At 38.7% G+C, this 25,355-nt stretch carries 23 protein-coding genes; 13 read left to right on the top strand and 10 right to left on the bottom strand.

The window, feature by feature from the left end:
* Positions 1–15: 15 nt before the first annotated feature.
* Together ACPF64_RS04185 and dmeF are read right to left on the bottom strand one after the other, a co-directional pair.
* The gene (locus ACPF64_RS04185; RefSeq protein WP_426455647.1) at positions 16–714 is read right to left on the bottom strand and encodes a DsbC family protein; all 699 of its coding nucleotides are present in this window, start codon (positions 712–714) and stop codon (positions 16–18) included.
* A gap of 93 nt (positions 715–807) precedes the next feature.
* Positions 808–1,788 carry a CDF family Co(II)/Ni(II) efflux transporter DmeF gene (gene dmeF / locus ACPF64_RS04180; RefSeq protein ID WP_426455646.1) on the bottom strand — a complete coding sequence of 327 codons (981 nt, stop codon included), beginning with the start codon at positions 1,786–1,788 and terminating at the stop codon, positions 808–810.
* A 42-nt stretch (positions 1,789–1,830) separates the two neighbouring features.
* Here dmeF and ACPF64_RS04175 point away from each other — a divergent pair, with 42 nt between their 5' ends.
* On the top strand, positions 1,831–2,094 hold the full coding sequence (locus ACPF64_RS04175) for a metal/formaldehyde-sensitive transcriptional repressor (protein ID WP_003656024.1): 264 nt from the start codon (positions 1,831–1,833) through the stop codon (positions 2,092–2,094).
* Positions 2,095–2,143: 49 nt separating this feature from the next.
* Here ACPF64_RS04175 and mnmE read toward each other — a convergent pair whose 3' ends face one another.
* The 5 genes from mnmE to rpmH form a co-directional block, all read right to left on the bottom strand.
* Positions 2,144–3,499: a tRNA uridine-5-carboxymethylaminomethyl(34) synthesis GTPase MnmE gene (mnmE, locus tag ACPF64_RS04170; protein ID WP_127494847.1), complete on the bottom strand. Its 1,356-nt coding sequence runs from the start codon at positions 3,497–3,499 to the stop codon at positions 2,144–2,146.
* A gap of 90 nt (positions 3,500–3,589) precedes the next feature.
* A complete protein-coding gene (gene yidC, locus ACPF64_RS04165) occupies positions 3,590–5,350 on the bottom strand; it encodes a membrane protein insertase YidC (protein WP_017391213.1) in 1,761 nt (586 codons plus the stop codon).
* 5 nt (positions 5,351–5,355) lie between these two features.
* A complete protein-coding gene (gene yidD / locus ACPF64_RS04160) occupies positions 5,356–5,676 on the bottom strand; it encodes a membrane protein insertion efficiency factor YidD (RefSeq protein ID WP_003656027.1) in 321 nt (106 codons plus the stop codon).
* 10 nt (positions 5,677–5,686) lie between these two features.
* Entirely contained in the window at positions 5,687–6,079 is a 393-nt protein-coding gene (gene rnpA / locus ACPF64_RS04155; protein WP_004640245.1) for a ribonuclease P protein component, read from the bottom strand.
* Positions 6,080–6,109: 30 nt separating this feature from the next.
* Positions 6,110–6,244, bottom strand: a complete 135-nt coding sequence (rpmH, locus tag ACPF64_RS04150; RefSeq protein WP_000831329.1) for a 50S ribosomal protein L34 — start codon at positions 6,242–6,244, stop codon at positions 6,110–6,112.
* A 681-nt stretch (positions 6,245–6,925) separates the two neighbouring features.
* Here rpmH and dnaA point away from each other — a divergent pair.
* The 6 genes from dnaA (at position 6,926) to ACPF64_RS04120 (ending at position 14,678) form a co-directional block, all read left to right on the top strand.
* Positions 6,926–8,332 (top strand): chromosomal replication initiator protein DnaA, encoded by a 1,407-nt coding sequence (gene dnaA, locus ACPF64_RS04145; protein WP_004640242.1) that lies wholly within the window; start codon positions 6,926–6,928, stop codon positions 8,330–8,332.
* A 97-nt stretch (positions 8,333–8,429) separates the two neighbouring features.
* Positions 8,430–9,578 carry a DNA polymerase III subunit beta gene (gene dnaN / locus ACPF64_RS04140; RefSeq protein ID WP_005045339.1) on the top strand — a complete coding sequence of 383 codons (1,149 nt, stop codon included), beginning with the start codon at positions 8,430–8,432 and terminating at the stop codon, positions 9,576–9,578.
* 14 nt (positions 9,579–9,592) lie between these two features.
* The gene (recF, locus tag ACPF64_RS04135) at positions 9,593–10,675 is read left to right on the top strand and encodes a DNA replication/repair protein RecF (protein WP_127494849.1); all 1,083 of its coding nucleotides are present in this window, start codon (positions 9,593–9,595) and stop codon (positions 10,673–10,675) included.
* A 52-nt stretch (positions 10,676–10,727) separates the two neighbouring features.
* Entirely contained in the window at positions 10,728–13,196 is a 2,469-nt protein-coding gene (gene gyrB / locus ACPF64_RS04130; protein WP_005037763.1) for a DNA topoisomerase (ATP-hydrolyzing) subunit B, read from the top strand.
* A 37-nt stretch (positions 13,197–13,233) separates the two neighbouring features.
* Positions 13,234–13,626: a cytochrome b562 gene (gene cybC / locus ACPF64_RS04125; RefSeq protein WP_209832160.1), complete on the top strand. Its 393-nt coding sequence runs from the start codon at positions 13,234–13,236 to the stop codon at positions 13,624–13,626.
* 125 nt (positions 13,627–13,751) lie between these two features.
* Entirely contained in the window at positions 13,752–14,678 is a 927-nt protein-coding gene (locus ACPF64_RS04120; protein ID WP_426455645.1) for a hypothetical protein, read from the top strand.
* Between the two features lie 50 nt (positions 14,679–14,728).
* Here ACPF64_RS04120 and ACPF64_RS04115 read toward each other — a convergent pair whose 3' ends face one another.
* Positions 14,729–16,657 (bottom strand): ATP-binding cassette domain-containing protein, encoded by a 1,929-nt coding sequence (locus ACPF64_RS04115; protein WP_005045347.1) that lies wholly within the window; start codon positions 16,655–16,657, stop codon positions 14,729–14,731.
* 253 nt (positions 16,658–16,910) lie between these two features.
* Here ACPF64_RS04115 and ACPF64_RS04110 point away from each other — a divergent pair, with 253 nt between their 5' ends.
* The 4 genes from ACPF64_RS04110 to erpA all read left to right on the top strand — a co-directional run bounded on the left by ACPF64_RS04110 (position 16,911) and on the right by erpA (position 20,993).
* Positions 16,911–17,915: a putative solute-binding protein gene (locus ACPF64_RS04110; protein WP_426455644.1), complete on the top strand. Its 1,005-nt coding sequence runs from the start codon at positions 16,911–16,913 to the stop codon at positions 17,913–17,915.
* 254 nt (positions 17,916–18,169) lie between these two features.
* Positions 18,170–19,177, top strand: coding sequence for a putative solute-binding protein (locus ACPF64_RS04105; RefSeq protein ID WP_003656045.1), 1,008 nt, complete (start codon positions 18,170–18,172; stop codon positions 19,175–19,177).
* A 351-nt stretch (positions 19,178–19,528) separates the two neighbouring features.
* Positions 19,529–20,533: a putative solute-binding protein gene (locus ACPF64_RS04100; protein WP_045437800.1), complete on the top strand. Its 1,005-nt coding sequence runs from the start codon at positions 19,529–19,531 to the stop codon at positions 20,531–20,533.
* 124 nt (positions 20,534–20,657) lie between these two features.
* Positions 20,658–20,993 (top strand): iron-sulfur cluster insertion protein ErpA, encoded by a 336-nt coding sequence (erpA, locus tag ACPF64_RS04095; protein ID WP_003656048.1) that lies wholly within the window; start codon positions 20,658–20,660, stop codon positions 20,991–20,993.
* Between the two features lie 59 nt (positions 20,994–21,052).
* On the opposite strand, the gene ACPF64_RS04090 is transcribed toward erpA, so the two are convergent.
* Together ACPF64_RS04090 and ACPF64_RS04085 are read right to left on the bottom strand one after the other, a co-directional pair.
* Positions 21,053–21,895 carry an alpha/beta fold hydrolase gene (locus ACPF64_RS04090; RefSeq protein WP_426455643.1) on the bottom strand — a complete coding sequence of 281 codons (843 nt, stop codon included), beginning with the start codon at positions 21,893–21,895 and terminating at the stop codon, positions 21,053–21,055.
* A gap of 128 nt (positions 21,896–22,023) precedes the next feature.
* Positions 22,024–23,151 (bottom strand): anhydro-N-acetylmuramic acid kinase, encoded by a 1,128-nt coding sequence (locus tag ACPF64_RS04085; protein WP_004640222.1) that lies wholly within the window; start codon positions 23,149–23,151, stop codon positions 22,024–22,026.
* Positions 23,152–23,212: 61 nt separating this feature from the next.
* Here ACPF64_RS04085 and tyrS point away from each other — a divergent pair, with 61 nt between their 5' ends.
* On the top strand, positions 23,213–24,445 hold the full coding sequence (gene tyrS / locus ACPF64_RS04080) for a tyrosine--tRNA ligase (RefSeq protein WP_199991548.1): 1,233 nt from the start codon (positions 23,213–23,215) through the stop codon (positions 24,443–24,445).
* Between the two features lie 164 nt (positions 24,446–24,609).
* Positions 24,610–24,912, top strand: a complete 303-nt coding sequence (locus tag ACPF64_RS04075) for a hypothetical protein (protein WP_426455642.1) — start codon at positions 24,610–24,612, stop codon at positions 24,910–24,912.
* Positions 24,913–25,355: the final 443 nt, after the last annotated feature.

The raw sequence follows: 25,355 nt of genomic DNA, 5'->3' as shown, positions 1-25,355 counted from the left end.
TTTTTTTAATTTGTTTTATAAACCTAACTCTTTCCAAACAGCTTGAATTTCTTCTGCAGAACGAGCACCTACCAGTTTAAAACCATTTGCAAAAATCAGGGTAGGGGTGCCATTAAAGCCTAATTTTTTCCCAAGTTCTAAGTTACGGTCAATTGGATTAGCGCAGCTCGTAACTGTGGGTTTAACCCCTTGCTGAATCAGTTTTTTCCATGAATAGGATTGATTTGGCGCACACCATACTTGTCTAGAAACTACAATAGACTGGGGCTTTAAAGGATAAATAAACGTATAAATTGTCACATCTTTCAGCTTATCGAGTTCAGGTTCGAGCTGCTTACAATAAGGACAGTTGGGATCAGAAAATACTGCTAAAACATGCTGCCCACTACCTTTAACCGTTTTAATCGCATCTTTTAAAGGAAGTTGATTCCAGTCAATTGAGTTCTGTCCTAGAACTAGATCTTTGGTCAAATTCTTCTGATCTTTTAATCGAATCATAGAACCAACAAACATATGCTGACCATCTTCGCCCACATAGATGATTTGTTGATCCAGATTAGCGCTATATAGCCCAGTCATTTCGGTTTTCTGAATATTGCTAATTTTTAAATTAGGATATTGTTTTTTAATATTTTCTCTGACCGAGTCTACATTAGCGAAACTCAAACTCGCCGTTAAGCTAAATAATGCCAATATTCCTAATTTTTTAAGCATAAAACCAACTCATAGGTAAGAGAAGTTTATTCTAATCAGTTCAGATGATTAAAACAGAACTGCTTACCGAGTTATAACCAAAATCCCACTTAGTTATGCCAATGTTTCACGTGGAACATAAGCAGGTTTTAAATCGTTAATTTCTACCGAAATATGGACGATTTCATCATGAATCGATAAAGCATGACGGATCTGGTCTGCTGTTAAGGAAATATCATCAGTTTCGAGCGCCAAAATACAAGAAAACTTGCCTTTTGCAACTTTCCAGACATGAATATCTGTAATTTCGATGTGTTTAGGAAATTCAGCAATCACTTCACGAATTTCTTCAACCACAGGATGATCCATTTCTGCATCAAGAAGGGTTTTTCCTGTCTCTTTGATTAACCCAAGAGACCATTTTGCAACCAAAATAGCACCTAAAATTCCTAAAAGTGCATCTAAAAAGTCCCAGCCAAAATATTTACCCGCACAAAGCGCAATAATTGCAAAAACGGAGGTCACAGCATCTGCAACCACATGTAAAAATGCAGCTTTTTGGTTTAAATCGTGGTGGTGATGGTGATGGTGATGGTGATGGTGATGGTGATGGTGATGGTGATGGTGACCATCATCATGAAGTAACCACGCACAAATCAAGTTAATTACTAAACCTAAAATTGCAATCGGAATAGCTTCATTATAAAAAATCTCAACCGGATTAAATAAACGCTGAACCGACTGAAATGCCATAAAAATAGCTACAACCATAAGCAAAATTGCGCTGCTATAACCCGCTAAAATCTCAATTTTCCAAGTTCCAAAGCTAAAACGGTGATCATTGGAATAATGACGGGCCGCACGATAGGCAAAGTAGGCTAAACCGAGTGCCAACATGTGCGAACTCATATGCCAACCATCAGCTAATAATGCCATTGAGTTAAAGAACCACCCACCAAATACTTCTAACACCATCATGGAAGCCGTTAAAATGGTTGCAATCAAAATACGTTTTTGTGCAAGTGGATTTCCTTCATCAAACTGATGTTGATGATGACGTGATACACTATGATCCTGCATAAAATTCAAACCCAATATACTCCCTACCAGTATATTGAATTATACAAGAGAACACAGATGAGTCACATTGGTCAGGATAAAAAAATACTTAATCGTGTAAAACGACTAAAAGGACAAATTAACAGTATCGAGCATGCCGTTGAACAGTCGGATCTTTCATGCATAGAAATACTGCAACAAGTTGCCGCAATTAAAGGTGCGATAAACGGTTTGATGAGTGAATTGATGGAACAGCATTTACATCACCATGTGCTCAAAGAAGCACAAGTTGATCAGAATGAATTAGATGAGTTTTTAAAGGTTCTAAAAAGATACGGTTAACGAGGTTACTGAATGACACACTCCTGTGCATCATTCAGAATTTTTTTAATTATTTTCCAATACAAAATGAACCAAAGATTTTGCCTAATAGGTCATCGGCGCTAAAGTCACCGGTAATTTCACCTAAAGCATTCTGAGCAAGACGTAATGATTCAGCAACGAGTTCACCTGCATTAAATACAACAAGTTGCTCATGTGCCTCTGATAGATAGAGCTGTGTGCGCTTCATTGCGTCTAAATGACGCGTTCTCGCAATAAAGGTGTCTTCCTCAGGATGAAAGCCTGCATGCGCTGTAATCGCCTCTACGAGGCCTTGAACACCCATCTCTTGTTTTGCAGAAACGGTAATATGACGGAATCCTTGAAAATCACTTATTTCAGCTAACTGACCAGTTAAATCGCATTTATTACCAATTAACATTAAACGACGCGGCTCAATATGTTCAGCAAAATATTCTTGAGCGAGTTTTAATGGATCATCGCCTTGATTTAAGTCATAAACCAGCAATAACAAATCAGCTTGTTCAATTTCTTTGATTGCTCTGCGAATCCCTTCTTTTTCAACGATATCACCCGTTTCACGAAGGCCCGCAGTGTCGGTTAAGGTGATTGGTAGGCCATTTAAGCTAATTTTTTCATGCAAAACATCACGAGTTGTACCGGCAATATCGGTCACAATTGCACGCTCAACACCAGCAAGCGCATTCAACAAGCTCGATTTACCCGCATTTGGTTTACCGGCAATAACGACTTGTAAACCTTCACGTAATAATTGACCTTGTCGTGCAGATGTTTGAACGGCATGTACCGACTGCTGAACATTTTCAAGTAAAGCTAAAATTTTACCATCTGCCAAGAAATCGATTTCTTCTTCAGGAAAATCAATTGCGGCTTCCACATGTAACCGTAAATGAATCAGTTTTTCTAAAACGGTATTAATTTTGGTCGAAAAAGCACCTTGCAAAGAGCGAACAGCAGAACGCGCGGCAGCTTGCGATGTCGCATCAATCAAATCGGCAATGGCTTCTGCTTGAACCAAGTCCATCTTGCCATTTTCAAAAGCTCGCATGGAAAATTCACCAGCTTTTGCAGCGATTGCACCAAGCTCAAATAGACGACCAAGTAAGGCATTCTGAATGACTGGACCGCCATGCCCTTGTAGCTCTACAACATCTTCACCTGTAAAAGAATGAGGATTTGGAAAACATAAAACAATCCCTTCATCCATAATGCTTCCATCAGCATCATAAAACTTACGAAAACCAGCCATACGTGCTTCAGGTAAGTTTTTTTGTGTCAGGTTTTGAGCAATTTCATAAGCCTTAGGTCCCGATAGGCGAATCACGCCCACACCACCACGCCCTGGTGGCGTTGCAATTGCAGCAATCGTGGTTTGACTTTGCATATTATTCACCTAAAAACCTAAAATCCAGCCAAAGAAAAATCCGCCTAAGATTACCATCTTAAGCGGATTTATTCAGCAAAAGTTCAACGATTAAGATGCTGATTCAGTCTTACTTAAACGACTTTTCTCAACGCTCTTATTAATAAACGACTGCTGTAAAATAGTAATACTGTTGTTCACAATCCAGTACAACACGAGACCTGCAGGGAAGAACAGCATAAATACCGTGAACATAATCGGCATAATGCGGAATACTTTTGCCTGCATTGGGTCAGCTGGTTGTGGGTTCAACATTTGCTGTGCAAACATGGTAGCACCCATGATCAACGGCAAGATGAACCAAGGATCCATTGCTGACAAGTCTTGAATCCAGCCTAACCATGGTGCATGACGTAATTCCACACTTTCCATGAGTACCCAGTACAAGGCAAGGAAAATTGGCATTTGTAGCAACAATGGTAAACAACCTGAAAGCGGATTCACTTGTTCACGTTTGTATAAAGCCATCATTTCTTGCGAGAAGCGCATACGGTCTTCACCGAACTCTTCTTTCATGCGTTGCATTTCTGGTGCAATCACACGCATTTTCGCCATAGAACGATAACTTTTTGAAGATAAAGGCCACAAAATCATCTTCACCATAACGGTAAGTAAGATGATTGACCATCCCCAGTTGCCCACAATGCTATGGAAGAATTGAAGACCTAAGAACAATAACTTGGCAATCGGCCATAACCAGCCATAATCAACAGTCTGATTCAAACCAACCGCTAAATCTTTTAATTCAGCTTGAACTTTAGGACCTGAATAAAGTTTTGCGTCCACTTCCATTGAAGTGCCTGCTGGAACATTAATCACTGGTGAGGTAAAACCAATGATATTCATATGATCAGCAGATTGACGAGATTCAAGTTTAGCTACATAAGGCTGACCATTCGCTTGAGTCAGTTTAAGATTCCCAGGAATCCAAGCACTTACAAAGTAATGCTGAACAATCGCAACCCATCCACCTTTCGCTTCAGTGCTTACTTTTTCTTCTGAGAAATTAGCAAACTTCAGCTTATTGTAATGTGACTCAGGCGTCCCCCAAGCTCCACCTAAGAAAGTTCCTAGAGTGAAAATACCTTGAGAAGATTTACCAGGATCGTCAGAGTTATCACGCTTTAATTGTCCAAACATCTGACCTTGCCAGCTTTGTTGGCTACGGTTAATAACTTGATGTCTTACAACAATTGGATATTGCCCTTGGGTGAAAGTAAAAGTTTTAATAATTTCAACGCCTTCAGGTGTCTTAAATACCATTGGAACGTTTAAAACTTTTTCAGATTGACCCTTTTGATCCTGCACACCCTTAGCATCAGCCAAAGTATATGATGTTTTTTCAACAGCATATAATGGACGACCACCACGACTGCTATCTGGTCCATTCAAACCAATTAAGCCAGATTGAGCAACATAAGTACGCTTGGCATCATTTTCAAGCATAACAAATGGCTGATCGCTGTCTTTGCTTTTGTCGTGTGAGAGTAATTCAATACGAACAATATCACCACCTTTTGGATTGATCCAAATATGGTAAAGGTCAGTTTGTACTGAAATAAGCTGTTGATTCACAGGTGCAGTTGCATCTGTGGTTTGTGACTGCGCAATATTTGCTTGTGGCACATCGGAAGCCACTGTTGCATTTTTAGCATTTGGCAAATCAGCAGATACTTCATGTGAACTTACAGCCGCCGCTTGTTTTTGCGGTGCAGTTGCAGCATTTCCATAATCTTTTTGCCAAGCCAAAATGAGCAAATATGCGGTGACAAACATGGCCCCGAGAATTGCAAACCTGGCCCATTGTTGCATATCTATTACCCCAAATGGTTAGAGAGATTTTGCTTCAGTAAACGATCACGAAAGGGTACAGCAACATGATGCGTTTGAGAATCTATTTGATGAAACGAAATAAAACGAATTGCTTTTGGCGGTACCGGATCATATCCAGATCCTCCCCACGGATGACAACGACAAATCCGTTTAGAAGATAGCCAAACGCCTTTTATCGCACCATGAGTTTGCAATGCTTCTATCGCATATTGGGAACAAGTCGGGATATAACGACAACGGGGTCCAAGAAGCGGACTAATCGCAATTTGATACAGTCGAATCAACCAACGTAGAAAACGAACCATTGGCTATCTCTTAATTCTGCGAGGTTGTGCCAACTTTAGAATGTTTTTTTGCTAAGCGCTGTAATTTTTGCCAAGCAAAATCTAATTGTTGATATAGCTCAGCATTCGTAATCGTTTCTATACCAACTTTTGGCATTACCACAATATCTATGTCTGATCCAAAATTCGGCTGATGTAGACGAAAGCTCTCACGAGCAAGACGTTTTATTCGATTTCTTTCATGTGCACGGCGCACTTTTTTCTTAGCAACAACAATACCCAAACGGCTATTAGGCTGTTCGGTTAATTTTGCAAGAAATAAAAAATGGGGTTGATGCACTTTAAAAAGCGCACCATCGAATACACTTTTATAATCTGCAGCACAGCGTATTCGCACATCTGTGCTAAAATTGTAAAGTGTCATCACACCCAAGTCTGGTCAGCGTAACAGTAATTAAACAGTTAAGCTATGACGACCTTTTGCACGACGACGAGCTAATACTTGACGACCAGCTTTAGTTGCCATACGAGCGCGGAAACCATGAACGCGTTTACGCTTTAATTCAGATGGCTGGAAAGTACGTTTCATATCGAAACTCCCAAAAATGATCTTTCTATAAAGGTCCGCGATTTTATTGTGCAATGTTTACGCTGTCAATGAAAAACCAAGAAAGTTTTGTATTTAACCCAAATTTTTAATCTCTCTACTTCTTTTTTATGATTTTCATAATTCAGTGCAATATATAGTTTTTAAAGTTATACACAAAGTAATTGTCTATTTTTATTAGAGCTTTTATTATATACACACCTTATATACACACTTATCAACAAAACAAGATATCATCTTGGCTTTGATTTGCTGCGTTTGAATTTAAATTCATATTTTGTAGTTATCCACAAAAGATCACATCCCTATTAAATAAATTCAAATTTTAAAATTTATATTTATTCTTATTAGGAGCTGCTTTTTCTGTGGATTTCGCACTTTTAAATTTAAAAAACATGTGCTTGGGTTGTTGATAACTCTGTTTCTATTATATTTATGGATTGTGGATAAGTTTGTGTGATAATTTATCCACAGGTTGTGCAAAAAGTTATTCACAAGTGATTTTGAATTTAAATTTATTCACAAGAGATTTCTTTTTAGGCAAAATCAGTCGAATTCGTCATGACAGATGTGGATAACTTGGTTAGAATGGCGACCCCTTCTCATCAGGAAGGGTTAATCTTTAGATTATTTGAATTTAAAACGCAGAAATAGGGGATACACATGCTTTGGACAGACTGCTTAACTCGCTTGCGACAAGAGCTCTCTGATAACGTCTTTGCGATGTGGATTCGCCCATTAGTTGCTGAAGAAGTAGAAGGGATACTACGTCTCTATGCTCCTAACCCTTATTGGACGCGTTACATTCAAGAGAACCATTTAGAATTAATTTCTATATTGGCTGAGCAGTTGTCAGAAGGGCGTGTTCGTCAGGTTGAGATTTTAGTTGATTCTCGTCCTGGGAGTATTTTGTCATCTGCTGAACAACCAGCAACCACTACTGCTGCTTTGCAATCTGCGCCACCACAAAGTATTAAAGTAAAAAAAGAGCCCGAGTCTGTTTCTAGTCCTCATACCAATAGTGTGGTCAACCCAAAAACAGCGAAAAAGAAACTACTCAATCCTCAGTTTACTTTTTCTTTATTTGTTGAAGGCCGTTCGAACCAGATGGCTGCTGAAACATGTAGAAAAGTATTAACTCAATTAGGTGCTTCACAGCATAACCCTTTGTTTTTATATGGTCCCACAGGGCTAGGTAAGACTCACTTAATGCAGGCAGTTGGCAATGCTTTATTACAAGCCAAACCTAACGCCCGTGTGATGTATATGACTTCTGAGAGTTTTGTTCAGGATTTTGTGAGTTCTTTACAAAAAGGCAAAGTAGAAGAGTTTAAGAAAAACTGCCGTTCTTTAGATTTATTATTGGTTGATGATATTCATCTCTTAGCAGGTAAAGAGGCGAGTCTGGTTGAATTCTTCTATACATTTAATGCTTTACTTGATGAATCTAAACAAATTATTTTAACTTCAGACCGTTATCCAAAAGAGTTAACAGAGTTAGATCCGCGTTTGGTTTCCCGTTTTTCTTGGGGACTTTCAGTAGGTGTTGAACCACCAGATATTGAAACTCGTATCGAAATTTTATTAAAGAAAGCGGAAAATAGCGGCGTTGATTTACCTCGAAATTGTGCCTTATTTATTGCACAACAAGTTGTTGCGAACGTGCGTGAACTTGAAGGGGCACTTAATAAAGTCGTTGCAATTTCCCGTTTTAAAGGTGCACCAATCGATCTTGATGTGGTTCGTGAGTCTTTAAAAGATGTGTTGGCGATCCGTGCACGAACAATTAGTGTAGAAAATATCCAGCGTGTGGTTAGTGAATATTTCCGTATCCCATTAAAAGAATTAGTAGGGCCAAAACGTACGCGAATTTATGCTCGACCACGTCAGTTGGCAATGGGACTTGCTCGTGAGTTGACCGGTGATAGTTTTCCAGAAATTGGAATGGCTTTTGGTGGGCGCGATCACAGTACAGTGATGCATGCTTGTGAAAAAGTAGCAAGTCTGCGAGAAGAAGATCCAATTTTTGATGAAGATTATAAAAATCTACTGCGCCTACTTCAGAGTTAATGAAATGATAAGACCTTGTTGCAAAGTCTACGTAAGTGCAGCATAGTACACAGCTAAAAAATGAAATATTTGCTCCAAGTTGCTAGAGGAATGAATCGTGCGTTTGAAAATCGCTAAAGAAAGTTTACTCAATGTTTTATCGCATGTTGTCGGTGCGGTAGAACGTCGTCATACATTGAATATTCTTTCAAACGTCAAAATTCAGACTAATGCTCAGGCGCTCACCATTACTGGTTCTGATCTAGAAGTCGAGCTGGTTGCGAGCACTGTTTTATCAGAAGGGGCATGCCTTGAAGCAGGGGAAACAACAGTCCCTGCTCGTAAGTTAATGGAAATTTGTAAATCATTGCCTACAGCTGCATTAATTGATTTACAAATTACTGAAGATCAAAGATGTATCTTAAAGTCTGGTAATAGCCGTTTTGTATTAGGTACTTTACCCGCAGAAGATTATCCATTATTGACGACTGAAAATAGTCAGGGTACTCAAGTACAAGTAACCCAACGTGAGTTAAAGCGTTTATTTGAAAAAACTGCTTTTGCGATGGCTGTACAAGATGTACGTTTCTATTTAACGGGTACTTTATTGGAAATTGATGAAAATCAATTACGTGCAGTAACAACAGATGGTCACCGTTTAGCACTTTGTGAAATTACAGCGTCTTCTACATCGGCTCAATTGGTGCAGGCTATTGTACCTCGTAAAGCTGTTGGTGAATTACAGCGTTTACTGAGTATTGAAGATGAACAATTAACTTTGTTGATTGGTCGTGAATTGTTAAATGTAACCATCAATACACCAAGTCGTGATAAAGAACAGGGCAACATTACTGTTCGTTTTACTACAAAATTGATTGATGGAAAATTCCCTGATTATCGTCGTGTAATTCCACGTGGTGGCGATAAACATGTCTTAATTAGCCATGATGTATTTAAGCAATCATTACAACGTGTCGCAATTTTGAGTAATGAAAAGTTGCGTGGTGTTTTCTTGAATTTTAATCAGGATTCTTTACAGCTTCGTGCGAATAATCCTGAGCAAGATGAGGCTATTGAAGATTTAGCTATTCAATATCAAAATATACCGCTCGAAATGTCATTTAATGCGCAATATTTACTTGAAGTATTGGGTGTACTTGATGGCGATGACGTAAATATGAGTATGAGTGAGGCGAATCAGTCTGTTTTGGTTCAAGACCCAGCACATACTGATCAAACTTATGTAGTTATGCCGATGCGTGTATAGTCTGGCTATCTAATATGCATCTTACGCGCTTAAATATTGAACGTGTGCGTAATTTAAAAACGGTTGCACTCCAAGGGTTGCAACCGTTTAATATATTTTATGGCGCTAATGGTTCAGGAAAAACCTCAATTCTGGAAGCAATTCATTTGCTTGCAACAGGGAGGTCGTTCCGTACTCATATTCCTAAAAATTATATTCAGTATGCGGCTGAAGATGCGATTGTCTTTGCACAGTCTAGTACTGAGAAAATTGGCATGCAAAAGTTGGCCTCTGGTGAGCAGTTGATGAAGGTCAATGGAGACACCGTGGCTACCCAAGGCCAACTTGCTAAATTACTTCCTTTGCAACACCTTGATCCACAAAGTACAGATATTATTGACCATGGGGCCAAACCACGACGCCAACTTTTGGATTGGCTGATGTTCCACGTGGAACCTGAGTTTTATTTTGCATGGCAATACTACTCGCGTGCATTAAAACAGCGAAATACTTTACTTAAAACCCGACGGAATTTGTCTTTGGCTGATTTAGAGCCTTGGAACAAAATGTTGAGTGATTATGGTGAAATTTTGCACTCTCAGCGCTTGGGTATTGTGGAACAATGGAATGTTTTTTTTCAAAATGATTTGAGTCAATTACTCCCTGATCTTGAAATTGAACTGGAATACAGTCCAGGTTTTCATACGGAGCAGGGACTCATGCAAGACCTGCTTAATCAACACCAAAAAGACATCGAACGACGTTATACCGAATATGGTCCACATCGAGCCGATTTGCGCTTAAAAACGCCTTATGGACATGCTGATGTGGTTTTATCAAGAGGTCAGAAAAAACTGCTGATTATTGCCTTAAAACTGTCACAAATTGCAATGTTGCATGCGAGTAATAAGGAAACTGTGGTATTATTAGATGATCTGACAGCAGAATTAGACTTAACCGCACAACAACGGTTAATTGAACGATTAAGCCAACTTGGTAGCCAGGTTTTTATGACAACTTTAGATCATGCATCGGTAAAAAAACATTTACATGATTTGTCTATTTCATATCAATTATTCAATGTTGAATCCGGTCAAGTTAGTCTTGCTTCACCATAATTTTTTGATGTTACCCATCTTTGAATAAACCTATATTTGCTAGGGAGAAACCATGAGTTCAGAGTCTCAATCAGCCTCTCAAACAGAACAAACCAATGAAAAGGCTTATGATTCCTCTAGTATTAAAGTATTACGTGGATTAGATGCAGTTCGTAAACGTCCGGGTATGTATATTGGGGATACAGACGACGGTACCGGTTTACACCATATGGTATTCGAGGTAGTCGATAACGCAATCGATGAAGCTTTAGCTGGGCATTGTGATGAAATTATTGTCACTATTCATGAAGATGAATCGGTGAGTGTTTCTGATAATGGTCGTGGTATTCCAACAGATATTCACCCTGAAGAAGGTGTTTCTGCAGCGGAAGTAATTCTTACCATTCTGCACGCAGGCGGTAAGTTTGATGACAACAGTTATAAGGTTTCAGGTGGTTTACACGGTGTAGGTGTTTCTGTAGTAAACGCACTTTCGAGTAAATTACATTTAATGATTTCTCGTGCTGGTCAAGTGCATGAGCAAGAATATCAACACGGTGATCCGCAATATCCATTACGTGTGATTGGTGAGACGGATAAGAGTGGTACAACAGTACGTTTTTGGCCAAGTGAATTAACATTTACCCAAACCATTTTTAACGTAGAAATTCTAGCACGCCGTTTACGTGAGCTTTCATTCTTAAACGCGGGCGTACGTATTGTATTACGCGATGAACGTATTAACCTTGAACATGTATATGACTACGAAGGTGGATTATCTGAGTTTGTAAAATACATTAACGAAGGTAAAACTCATCTAAATGAGATTTTCCATTTTACTGCGGATACAGATAACGGTATTGGTGTAGAAGTAGCCTTGCAGTGGAATGAAAGTTATCAAGAAAACGTTCGTTGCTTTACCAATAACATTCCTCAAAAAGATGGCGGTAGCCATTTAGCTGGTTTCCGTGCAGCTTTGACGCGTGGTTTAAACCAATATCTTGAAAATGAAAATATTCTCAAGAAAGAAAAAGTCAATGTAACGGGCGACGATGCACGTGAAGGTTTAACCGCTATTATTTCGGTAAAAGTACCTGATCCAAAATTCTCATCTCAAACCAAAGAAAAACTGGTATCGAGTGAAGTAAAACCTGCTGTTGAGCAAGCAATGAACAAAGAGTTCTCTGCTTACTTACTTGAAAACCCGCAAGCTGCAAAGTCAATTGCTGGTAAGATTATTGACGCTGCACGTGCGCGTGATGCTGCACGTAAAGCGCGTGAAATGACGCGTCGTAAGAGCGCACTTGATATTGCAGGTTTACCAGGTAAATTGGCAGATTGTCAGGAAAAAGATCCAGCACTTTCTGAATTATATCTTGTCGAGGGTGACTCTGCGGGTGGTAGTGCCAAGCAAGGCCGTAACCGTAAAATGCAGGCTATTTTGCCGTTGAAAGGTAAAATCCTGAACGTTGAACGTGCACGCTTTGACAAAATGATTTCTAGTCAGGAAGTGGGTACTTTAATTACTGCTCTCGGCTGTGGTATTGGCCGTGAAGAATATAATCCTGACAAGCTGCGTTATCATAAAATCATTATCATGACCGATGCCGACGTTGATGGTTCGCATATTCGAACCTTGTTGTTAACGTTCTTCTTCCGTCAAATGCCAGAATTGGTTGAGCGTGGGTATATCTATATTGCACAGCCACCTTTATACAAATTGAAAAAAGGTAAGCAGGAACAATACATCAAAGATAATGATGCATTGGAAAATTATTTAATTTCAAATGCGATTGATGAGCTATCTTTGCATACCAATGCTGAAGCGCCATCAATTACCGGTGAAGCACTTGCTAAAGTCATTCAGGATTATCAAGTTTCGCAAAAGAGCTTACAGCGCTTAACGTTACGTTATCCTGCTAGCTTACTAGATGCTTTACTTGAAATAGAGGCATTCAAGAGCGATCAAAACCACGATGAAGCTTATGTACAACAATGGGCTGATCAAGTAAAAGATATCATTACAAGATTACAGCCAAGTTTACGTCCGGAAATTACGCTAGAGTCATTTGAGCGTGAAAATGCTCAGGGTGAAAAATCTGCGCATTATTGGCCGCGTATTACTGTATATGTTCATAACTTGCCACACGCATATTTGCTTGATGCAGGTTTATTGAACTCAGCTGAGTATGCTCGTTTGCTGAAAAACTCGAAGAGTTGGTTCAGTTTGCTTGAAGATGGTGCTTATTTACAAAAAGGTGATCGCCGTATTCAAGTGGCTAACTTCCATCAAGTTTGGCAGCATATTTTGCAAGATTCGCGCCGCGGTATGATGATCCAACGCTATAAAGGTCTTGGTGAAATGAATGCTGAACAGCTTTGGGAAACGACAATGGACCCAGAGAATCGTCATATGTTACAGGTAACCATTGACGATGCGATTGAAGCAGATCGTATGTTCTCTTGCTTAATGGGTGATGATGTGGAACCACGTCGTGCATTCATTGAAGAGAATGCTTTAAATGCTGATATTGATGCTTAATTCATAACACGATTCTAAATCAGTCTAAGGAGAGAAGATGATGGGTCAGAAATTGTTAGCTAGCTTGTTAATCTCATGTGTTTTTTTAGGAAGCTCTGCTGTTTGGGCGGCTGATTTAGAAACGAATATGAAAACTTTAGCTAAGAGCACTAAAGCATTTGCTGAAGCGAAAGATGCTGCTAATGCGAAACAACAGCTTGTTGTAATGCGTGAAGCAGCAGTTTCTTCTAAGCAACATTTGCCGCATAAACTCGAAGGTTTACCTTCAGGAAATGTGCAGGTAAAAGAGTACCAAGCCGGTTTAGATCAGCTTGTTGCTGAGATTGATAAAGTAACTGCATTGGTTGAACAGGGACAGTTAGATCAAGCAAAAGCTGAAGCAATGAATTTAGTCAAAATTCGAAATGAAAATCATAAAAAATTTAGATAATCTTTTTTATGATGAGTTAATAAAAGGCTTTGTTTAATTTTAGACAAAGCCTTTTGTTTTATAAGAAAATAAATTTGTAAACTGCTATTCTCTTGGATACTCATTTATTACAAGAGAATATAATTTTGAAAAAAACACAAAAACTTTTATACATTGTAATCTTATTTTTTAATTGCTTATTTCAACTGCATGCTGCCACAGCACCCACTTTTTACGGAAAATTAGTATTTCATCGTTATAGTGATTATGACGCATGGGACAGTAAGCTTTATCTTTATAATTTCACAACGCAACAAACTACATTACTGGGCACAAACTGGAAAATTGACCACATGATGAATGGTCATTTTTCTCCAGATGGAAAATGGCTCACTTTTATGGGAGTTAATTCTGGACAGCATTATGGAGATGCATGGGATGTTTATGCTTGGAGAGTTGGAAGCACGGAATTACCAATCAATTTAACCCAAGGGAATAACAAGCGGGATGAAGATCCTAAATTTATAGATAATCAGCGTATTATTTTTAAGCAAAATGGCGATTTAAAAATCGTTAAAATGACTGATCGCACGATTACTTCTGTCACTCAAAATGGTTGGGATATCGAAGAGTCAATGCCTTATCCAATGGTCAATACTACGCAAATCTTATATGCCAAAGGTGCAAGTAGTAATTCTAGAATTTTTAGTATTGATCAGTCGGGTGCATATGATACACAGCTAACCAATATTGCCTCATATTATCCAGTATGGTGGAAGGGAAGCCAGTTTTTATATGTACGCTGGTATAGCTCAACAAATGCTCATGATCAGATCTATGTTTATGATACGACCACCAAACAAACCACCCGTTTGCCTTTTAATAGTACAGACGTAAATACATCAGATCCGGCCCCTTTAGACCAGCGGTATATGGTGGTTTCTCTAGCGGGGCAGACAGGAAGCCGTGGCGGTTATGATTTATATATTGCAGATAGTTTATCAAGCAATGTTTGGCCTTTGCCAATCAATAGCAATTTGAATGAATTAGGGGCTTTTTATACCCCTTATTAATTAATAAAAAAGCCGATTAAGAAATCGGCTTTTTTATTTTGAAAAATAGATTAATCAAAAGAGGCTTCCATCTCTTCTAATTCCATCATAAGTTCTAAAAGCTGTTCTTCATATTGCTCAAGTTTAGCTTTCAGCTCAGTCTGTTCATTCATAAGCTTGAGTAGATCATCCTTACGTGCTGCATCATATAAAGATGTATCTGCTAAAGACTCTTCAATTTTGGCAAGTTGTGGTTGAAGTTTCTCAATTTGAGACTCAATTTTTTCGATATTTTTACGAATAGGTCTGGTTTGTTCACGACGGCGAGCTGCTTCTTTACGCTGTGCTTCTTTATCGACTTTAGTGGGAGTCGGAGCGGCAGAGGAAGAATTATTCTGTGCTACAGCAGTCTGAGCATTGATGAGTTGCTGACGTGCTTCACGTAGCCATTTTGCATAATCCTGTAAATCACCTTCAAACTCGGTACATTTACCGCCGTGTACCAAAAGAAGCTCGTCACAAACACTTGCAATCAGTTGACGTTCGTGGGAAACCAATACGACAGCGCCTTCAAAATCTTGTAATGCCATGCTTAGTGCATGACGCATATCAAGATCTAAATGGTTCGTCGGTTCATCCAGAATCAAAACATTTGGACGCTGCCATACAATCAGTGCGAGGGCCAAACGAGCGCGCTCTCCACCAGAAAAGGTTTCACATGGAGTATCCATGCGTTCACCACTAAAGCCAAAACTACCTAAAAAAGAACGTAAGGTCGCTTCACTAATTTGTTTACCTGCTAAACGGGCAATTTGTAACATTGGAGTAGCATGGCCATCTAAAGCATCCATTTGGTGCTGTGCAAAGTAACCAATATTAAGTAACTCTGATGCCTTGCGTTCACCAGCTAAGAGCGGTAAATCACCCACTAAGCTCTTAATTAAGGTTGATTTACCTGCGCCGTTCATACCAAGTAAACCAATACGAGAGGTTGGTGTAATTTGTAATCTGATTTTTTCGGCGATTTGTTTATCGCCATAACCAATGCTGGCATTGTCTAAAGTCAGTAACGGCGAACTCATTTTGGTTGGTTCACGGAAACTAAACGTAAAAGGTGTATCAATATGGGCTGGAGCGAGCTCTTGCATGCGCTCAAGTTGTTTAATTCGACTTTGTGCCTGACGAGCTTTAGTCGCTTTTGCTTTAAAACGGTCAATAAATTTTTGTAGGTGAGCACGTGTTTCTTGTTGCTTCTCAAAAGCTTGTTGCTGCTGAGCAAGACGTTCACTACGCGTGGTTTCAAATGTAGAGTAATTTCCAGTGTAAAGCGTGAGCTCCTGATTTTCAATATGCAAAATATGATCTGTAATCGCATCTAGAAAGTCGCGGTCATGCGAAATTAGAATGAGTGTACCTTCATAGGCTTTAAGCCAATCTTCTAACCACAAAATTGCATCTAAGTCTAAGTGGTTTGTTGGTTCGTCTAGTAATAATAAATCTGAACGGCTCATTAGGGTACGCGCCAAATTTAAACGCATACGCCATCCACCAGAGAAACTCTCAACGTTTAAACGCAATTGATTTTCTAGAAAGCCAAGACCAGCCATAAGCTGAGCTGCTTTAGATGGTGCTGAATAACCATGAATTTCATCAAAGCGGCCATGCAATTTAGCCAATTCGAAGTCACTCAGTTGATCTGGTTGAGCAAGCTTATTTTGAATATCCCAAAACTCTTCATCACCTGAGAGAACGAAATCAATTGCAGGCATGTCTAATGCTTTTATTTCTTGCGCCATATGCGCCACGATCCAGCCTGATGGACGAGTAAGTGAACCTTCATCTGCACCTAAGCTACCTAGTAACGCTGCAAATAATGTTGATTTACCTGCACCATTGACCCCAGTCAGACCAATTTTCCAACCTGGGTGTAATTGCATAGACGCTTTTTGAAATAGAATACGTCCACCGCGGCGTAAAGAAACTTGGTCAAATTGAATCATCTTATTGTATCGAGGTGAGTGAGGAATGCCGTATTTTAAAGAGAACTGCCGATGAAAACAAAACTTTCCGGATTTTAGTTAGAAGCGGACAACAATTGTATACATCGAAATATTCTAGGTTCAGCTATTCATCCGAAATGTCTTCAATATTGAACAAGATAGAACACTTTTTAAAAAAAATGACTAAAATAAAAACAGTTTAAAGTTTGGTTGATTAATGAGCTACTAATAAAACTAGACTAGGGAAAGTCAAATGAAAAAAAGATTGGGGATAATTAGTGCAGTATTTTGCTGCGCTATGGGAACAGCACATGCGGGACAAAATGTGTGTGTATTTGATTTATTAGGGAAGTCAGGTGAATCTTATAAATTGATGGAAGAGTGGGCGCTTGCAGCAAAAGACTGGCAAGCTGATATCACCTTAATTCCATTTCAAGATGAAGCTTTGGTGGACCGTAGACTTCGTGAAGGCAAATGTGATGCTGCTTATATGACCTCCATGCGGGCACGAAACTATAATAAATTTGCAGGTTCTATCGATGCGATTGGTGGGGTAACCAGTAATGCTATTGCGCAAAAAGCGATTAGCTACGTTTTAGATAAGCGTAATAAACATCGCATGGTGACTGCACAAAATGGAACGAATTACGAGGTCGTTGGTATTGTTCAGATTGGTCTGGCATATTTATTTGTAAGAGATAAAAATCTGAATTCCATTGAAAAAGTTCGCGGTAAAAAATTCGCTATTTTGCATTATGACCTTGCTCAAAAAATTATGGTAGAAAGTGTAGGTGCGCAGCCTATTCCTTCTGAAATTAATGATTTTGTGAAAAAGTTTAATAGTGGACAAGTCGATGCAATTGCTGCGCCTGCTTATGCTTATAAACCACTAGAGATTGGCAAAGGTATAGGCACTAAAGGGGCCATGTTTAATTTTCCAGTGGTGAATGTTACTGGAGATTTAATTGCGAGAACTGATAAGTTCCCTACAGATTTTGGCATAAAATCACGTGATTGGTTTATACAAAAATTACCTCAAAACTTTGCCATGATAAAGCGGTTAGAAATGGGTGTACCATCAAAAATTAGAATGAATTTTTCAGCAGAAGATAAAACCAAATATCAAAAACTTTTAAGAGAGGGGCGTCTCAACTTAACCAAACAGGGCGTATACGATGCGACCATGATGAGTGTACTTAAGCGTGCTCGCTGTACAGTTGAACGGACAAATTTTGAATGTACGCTTAATGGAGAGTAGATTATTTTTTCATCACAAAAACCCTACATATATTTCCATACTGAATATGGGTATGAAAATTGTGAATATAAAAAGTAACTTACGGAAACGTAGTGATTTTTATCACTAATAAATAATTTAAATTGAACAAACAATGGTTCAATCAGATAAAAAAATTGAGTAAATGCTCTATTTTTTTCTAAAAAACATGATTAATATCTGTCTTTGAAAGGAAACTTCAAACAAAAAATCTGTTCCGTGGAAGGATGAAGAAAATGAAAAAAATCGTACTTGCTATGGCTGCCGCTTCTGTTGTTGGTTTTTCTGCTTCAGCGCAAGCAGCGAGTACCGTGTGTGTATTCGACCTCTTAGGAAAAGCAGGCGACTCATATAAAATGATGGAAGAATGGGCTCTAGCTGCAAAAGGCTGGGGTACTGAAATTAACTTAGTACCTCGTCAGGACGAGGCTGTTGCTGATAATGATTTTAAAGCGGGTAAATGTGATGCTGTAGCAATGACAGCAATGCGTGCACGCCAATATAACAAATTCGCAGGATCTATTGACTCACTTGGCGGTGTTCCAAATAACCAAATCGCTCAACGTGCAATTACCTATGTATTAGATGCGCGTAATGCAGCAAAAATGACCACTAATATGGGCGGTAAAAAATACGAAGTAGCTGGTATTTCTCCGCTAGGTTCAGCGTTCATTTTCGTACGTGACAAAAACATCAACTCTGTTGAAAAAGCTGCGGGTAAAAAATTCGCTGTATTGGGTTATGACGATGCGCAAAAAATTATGGTGCAGCGTGTAGGTGCTCAAGCAGTTCTTTCTGATATTTCAAACTTTGCTGCGAAATTTAATAATGGCCAAGTAGATATGGTAGGTGCGCCTGCTTATGCTTACAAACCATTAGAATTAAATAAAGGTTTGGGTGCAAACGGTGTAATGTGGAACTTCCCTGTATTACACGTTACAGCTGATCTAGTATTACGTTCTGATAAATTCCCAGCTGGTTTTGGTCAAAAATCTCGTGACTGGTTTGTTAAACAGTTGCCTAAGAACTTTGCAATGATCAACCGTTTAGAAGCTCAGATTCCTGGCAAATACAAAATGAATTTAAGTGCAGAAGACAAACTTAAATATCAAAAAATGTTGCGTGATGGTCGTATGGACTTAACTAAACGCGGTGTTTACGATGCAGGTATGATGTCTGTATTGAAAAAAGCGCGTTGTTCTGTAGACAAGGCTAACTTTGAATGTTCAATGCCTGGTGAATAATCTTAATTTTTCTCAGAAAGCCTAGACTTAGTTCTAGGCTTTTTGTTTTGTATATGCTGTCAATTCTGCCATTGTGGATAACTAGAAAGACGTTAAGCTAAATTTAGATAAAAACTTCATAAGGAAACATGAAGGTATAAAAATGGATCAAGGACTTCTGTGATTAAAATAATTGCTAATAGATAGACGACTATCTATTTTTCATGGAAATAAAATCATAAAAGCAAAATGGATCTGTAAAAATATCTTCAACATGATTTTTTATATGAAGCCTATCCGACTCATACCATATTGGTGTGAAATTTCTTGGTATCGAAAAACAAAAAACTCCACAAGGAAAGGAAAAAGAATATGCAATTTTCCAAAATGCTATTACTTGCGATGGGACTGACCACAGTTTCTTTTGCAGCTCAGGCTAAACAAACAGTATGTGTTTTTGACTTCGTTGGTAAAAATGGTGATGTCTATGCGCTGATGAAGGATTATCAACTTGCAGCAAAAAACTGGGGAGCTGATATCGAACTGAAAGTAAACCAGAATGAAGCCGTTATTGCCGAAGATTTTAAAGCAGGCAAATGTGATGGCATTAGTGTGTCAGGCATGCGTGGTCGTCAATTTAACTCGTTTACAGGGTCATTAGACGCAATTGGGGCCATTCCTGACCTCAAGCTTGCTGTAAAGGTAATGCAGGGTTTAGCGAGTCCGACTTTTAGTAAATATATGGTTAACGGCCGCTATGAAGTTGTAGGTGTTATTCCAGTTGGCGATGCTTATCTTTTAGTAAATGATCGCAGCATCAATACAGTAGCGAAAGCAGCAGGTAAAAAAATTGCAGTTCTTGACTATGATGAAGCTCAAAAAATTATGGTTCAGCAGGTAGGCGCGCAAGCTGTTAGTGCCGATATAACGAATTTCGGTGCTAAATTTAATAACCATCAGGTAGACATTATTGGTGCGCCAGCGGCGGCCTTTAAACCTTTGGAATTACAAAAAGGTTTAGGAACAAAAGGGGCGATCGTAAACTATCCGATCTTACAGGTGACAGGAAATATTATTATCCGTCCTGATAAGTTCCCAGCAGGTTTTGGTCAGAAATCTAGAGAGTGGGTTTCGGGTCAGTTACCACGTGCCTTTACGATCTTGGGTAAAATGAAAGCTGATATTCCACAAAAATATTGGATGGATGTTCCACCAGCAGATAAACCGGGTTATCAAAAGCTCATGCGTGAGTCACGAATTAGCCTTACACAACGTGGTGTGTACGATAAACGTATGATGAAACTATTATGGCAATTCCGCTGTAAGCAAGATGCTAAAAACTTCGAATGTGGCTTGCAAGACGAGAATTACAAATAATCTTGATAAAAATACTCAAGATTCGCTTTAAACTTCGAAGACAGACCCTATATTGATTATGCTATACTCAATATAGGGTCTTTTTTATTTTGAAAGGCACAGCAAAATCCGAGGAACAATCATCATGAATGCCCAAGCTCTAGTTTTGACAGATAATGCTGCCAATAAGGTACGCCAACTCCGTGATAGTGAAGGGAATGACGATCTCATGTTACGTGTATATGTAACGGGAGGCGGGTGTTCAGGGTTTTCATATGGCTTTAATTTTGCTGAAAGCGTAAATGAAGATGATGCAGAATTTGTTAATGGCGATGTAAAAATGCTTGTTGATTCACTCAGCTATCAGTATTTAATTGGCTCAGTGGTTGATTATGTAGAAGGCCTTGAAGGTTCACGTTTTATTATTCAAAACCCGAATGCAACAACAACATGTGGTTGTGGTTCTTCATTCTCGATTTAAAAAGAATTTTAAAATTTAAAAACCTCTCTATTTTGAGAGGTTTTTTATTGATCAGATCATTACTTTTCACGGGTAGATTCTAAAAAATATTGCACAAGTTCTGGGGCATTTTGATAGGGAATCCAATGCGAAGCATCCATAAAAACTGCACGATAACTATTTTTAAAATAACCGGAGTTTAGCTTGGCACTTTTTTCTGTAACGGCAATATCATGTTTACCCCAAATAAAAAGAGTAGGGACATTTATTGTTTTAAACGGATTTTGAGGTTTATCCCAAAAAAAGCCACGATACCAATTTAACGCCGTACCTAATCTATTTTCCTTTATAAACTCGGTCTCGAATGTTTCAATTTGCTGCTCGGTCATGCCAGATGACTGAAGAAATTTACGACCTAATTTAGGCAACTTTTTAAATAAAACTTCAGGAAGAAGAGGCAGCTGAAAAATTGCAAAATAATAAGATTTAAAAAGTTGTTTGCTGCTTAAGCAGGCTTTTAAAAAAGCAGCTTGATGTGGTACAGAAACTAAAGTGAGATGTTGAATATATTGTGGATACTTCATTGCAACACCCGACGCGATTGCAGAACCCCAATCGTGCCCTATTAAATAGACTGGTTGACCGAGTTGCTTAATAAAAATTGCAACGTCTTCTACCAGTTCACTCAGTGAATATTGAAATCGGCTTTGAGGTCTAGCATTTAAACTATAACCACGTTGATGAATCGCAAGTGTTCTAAATTGATCCTGATGCAATAATTCCGAGGTTTGCTCCCAACTATGAGCAGTTTCTGGAAAACCATGCAATAAAACAACGAGTGGGCCATCAATAGGGCCTGAATCAATCACATCGAATGTCCAGTCGCCACGGGTGTACTGATGGATACGTTTGGTCAGGTCCATGATGAAAGTGCCTCAAATTATTTTTGTTGGCACTTATCATGAGTTTTTATGCTCATTTAAATAACAGCATTTCGGGTCAGTAAATGTGCTATGAGGTCGAATCTAACCAATCAAATCGATATGAAGCTTTATACCGCCGTGATCGTACCTAGAATTCTAAAATCCGACGCACCTGTTACCGCTGGTAAATTACCACTTAAACCATTTACAAAACGCATTGCTAACCATGCAAATGCTGTAGCCTCAACCCAAGTAGGAGAGAGTCCTAAAACATCTGTAGGTTGAACTGACCAATTATGCTTACGTAAACGCCAACGTAATTGCTCTAATAAATAAGAGTTATAAGCACCACCACCACAAACATATACTTCACCTGTTTCCATCTCTGAGCGATAAATCGCCTTTTGAATGGCACGTACAGTAAGCTTTAATAAGGTGGCTTGGACGTTTTCAGGTGTGTCTTCTAACTCATCATAAGTTAAATCATTTCGCCAATCGATTAACTGATCATCTAACCAGTCAATATTGAAATCTTCACGTCCTGTACTTTTCGGTGGTTCTTTAGAAAAATATTCATGTGCATGAAGGCGATCGAGTAAAGAGCGGATAGGGTGCCCATAAGCTGCCCAATCACCATTTTCATCATATGGATGACCAGTATGACGATGACACCACGCATCCATCAAAATATTTGCAGGACCCGTATCAAAACCAAATACGCCGTCTGCATTGTTGGCAGGCAGCATACTCACATTAGCAATACCACCCAAATTTAAAATCACACGATGGATACTTGGATGTTGAAATAATGCTTGATGGAAAGCAGGCACTAATGGTGCACCTTGACCACCTGCTGCCATATCTCTACGACGGAAATCTGAAACAACTGGAATTTGAGTGATTTCGGTAATGATATTGGGATCGCCAATTTGTAGCGTAAACCCATGTTCTGGACGGTGACGAATTGTCTGCCCATGCGAACCAATCGCTTTAATTTGACTACGATCTAATTGATGTTTTTCAATGAGAGTATTAATCCCGTGACCAATCATTTGGGCCAGAGCAACATCAGCTTTACCCATGCGGTCAATTTCATTGTCATCAGGTAAAGTTAATGCCATAAGCTCATCACGTAACTCGGGTTCAAATGGAACTGTAAGAGTGGCATGAAGCTGTAGTGGCTCAAATGAAGCCGCTACAATATCCACACCATCCATACTAGTGCCAGTCATTACGCCGATATAGATTGCGCTCATATGCAACTTCCCCTGCAAGACGCTGAAAAAATGTTAGTATATCGCACAAATTGAATAACTGATGTGTTTAGGTTTTGTGATGTCAAATTTCTTGCCCGCCGAAGAACAGCTTGCCCTCATCCAACGAGGCACGCACGAAATTATTTCAGAAGAAGATTTACTGAAAAAGCTCAAAGAGAACCGTCCTCTTAAAATTAAAGCTGGTTTTGACCCTACAGCACCAGATTTACATTTAGGACATACTGTTCTTATTAATAAATTAAAAACATTTCAAGATTTGGGTCATGAAGTAACCTTCTTGATTGGTGACTATACTGCCATGATTGGTGACCCGACAGGCAAAAGCGCAACACGCCCGCCGTTGTCACGTGAACAAGTAGAAGCGAACGCTAAAACTTATCAAGAACAAGTTTTCAAAATATTAGACCCAAATAAAACAAAGGTACGTTTTAACTCAGAATGGTTTAATCAAAAGTCTGCTGCTGACCTTATTCAGTTGGCAAGCCAACAAACTGTATCTCGCATGTTAGAACGTGATGACTTTACAAAGCGTTATAGCAACCATCAGCCGATTGCAATCCACGAGTTTTTATATCCTTTAGTTCAAGGCTATGACTCTATTGCACTTGAAGCTGACGTAGAGCTAGGTGGTACAGACCAGACCTTTAACTTACTTATGGGCCGTACTTTACAAAGTCGTTATGGCCAAGAATCACAAGTGTGTATCACTGTACCGATTCTAGAAGGTTTAGATGGCGTAAATAAAATGTCTAAATCTTTGGGTAACTACATTGGTGTATTTGATACACCAGGTGCAATGTACCAAAAAGTTTTATCAATGCCAGACTCTTTAATCGAACGCTATTTCGATTTACTCAGCTTTAAATCTCTAGATGAGATCAAAACTTTATTAGATGAAATTGCTGCTGGTCGTAATCCGCAAGAAGTAAAACGTATTCTTGCACTTGAACTGGTTGAACGTTTCCATGATGCAGAAGCTGCAGCTAATGCACATAAAAGTGCTGGTAACCTTATTACAGAAGGTGAAGTACCCGAAGACACCCCAGAGGTGACTATTTCACGTGGTGAGTTTGGTGGAGAAATCTTTATTGCCACGATTCTACGTGTAGCTGGATTAAATCCGAATGCAGCTGCTGCAAAAGATGCTGTAGCTCGCGGAGCAGTAAAAGTTGACTGGAATGCTGTTGATGCAAGTTTCTCTGTAAAAGAAAACGGTACTTTCATTATTCAGTCAGGTAAGAAAGCAATTGCTCGTGTAACGTTCACTGACTAAGAAAGTTGTGTAGTGATAAAAAGCAGGAGTAATCCTGCTTTTTTTATTTAAGGATCATAAAAACAATTCAGCGTTCCACGTGGAACAATCTAAAGATCAGTAATTCAGTAATAATAAAAGAAGTAAATTAAAAATAAGAAGAAATATAGAGTGGGGTAGAGTATTTGCTCTATTATTTCTTTGGAATCTTTGGAATCTTTGGAATCTTTGGAATCTTTGGAATCTTTGGAATCTTTGGAATCTTTGGAATCTTTGGAATCTTTGGAATCTTTGGAATCTTTGGAATCTTTGGAATCTTTGGAATCTTTGGAATCTTTGGAATCTTTGGAATCTTTGGAATCTTTGGAATCTTTGGAATCTTTGGAATCTTTGGAATCTTTGGATTAGAAGAAGCTATATATGCCTCTAAGCCCTATAGAAGACATATAAACTTCAAGATGACCTACATTTCTGAATATAAGAATTAAGAAAAAGCAGTAAAAATGCCTAAAAAAAAGGCATATACCTCACTTTTTTCGTAAAATAGTAGAAAAAATCGGCACTCAAGAGAAAAAGGCTGAAATACCCCTTGCCAAGGGAATTTAATCGTCTATAATGCACATCCATCGGCGGTGATGCAGATAGAAACTTGTTGAAAAACAGTTACTTGGAATTGAGTTGATTGCTTTGAGCAGTAGATTTGATAAGAAGTTGGTTTTGAGAATAAGTTTTAAAAATATCGAAATTACCTGTTGACTTTTAAGAGATTAAGAGTAATATAGCCGACCTAGCTTGCTGGTGACGAACCAGTAAGAAGATCATTAAGAGATTATGAAGAACAACTTGTGTGGATTTTTACTGATTGATTGATCGAAATATTATCATTGATTGATTGGTTTAAATTACTCGAAGTTTATTTGAGCGAAATTTA

The organism is Acinetobacter sp. KB005 (assembly GCF_049949095.1).
Classification (GTDB): Bacteria; Pseudomonadota; Gammaproteobacteria; order Pseudomonadales; family Moraxellaceae; genus Acinetobacter; species Acinetobacter calcoaceticus.
The sequence above is the reverse complement of the archived record's forward strand: the minus strand, read 5'-3'. Positions and strand labels throughout refer to the sequence as shown.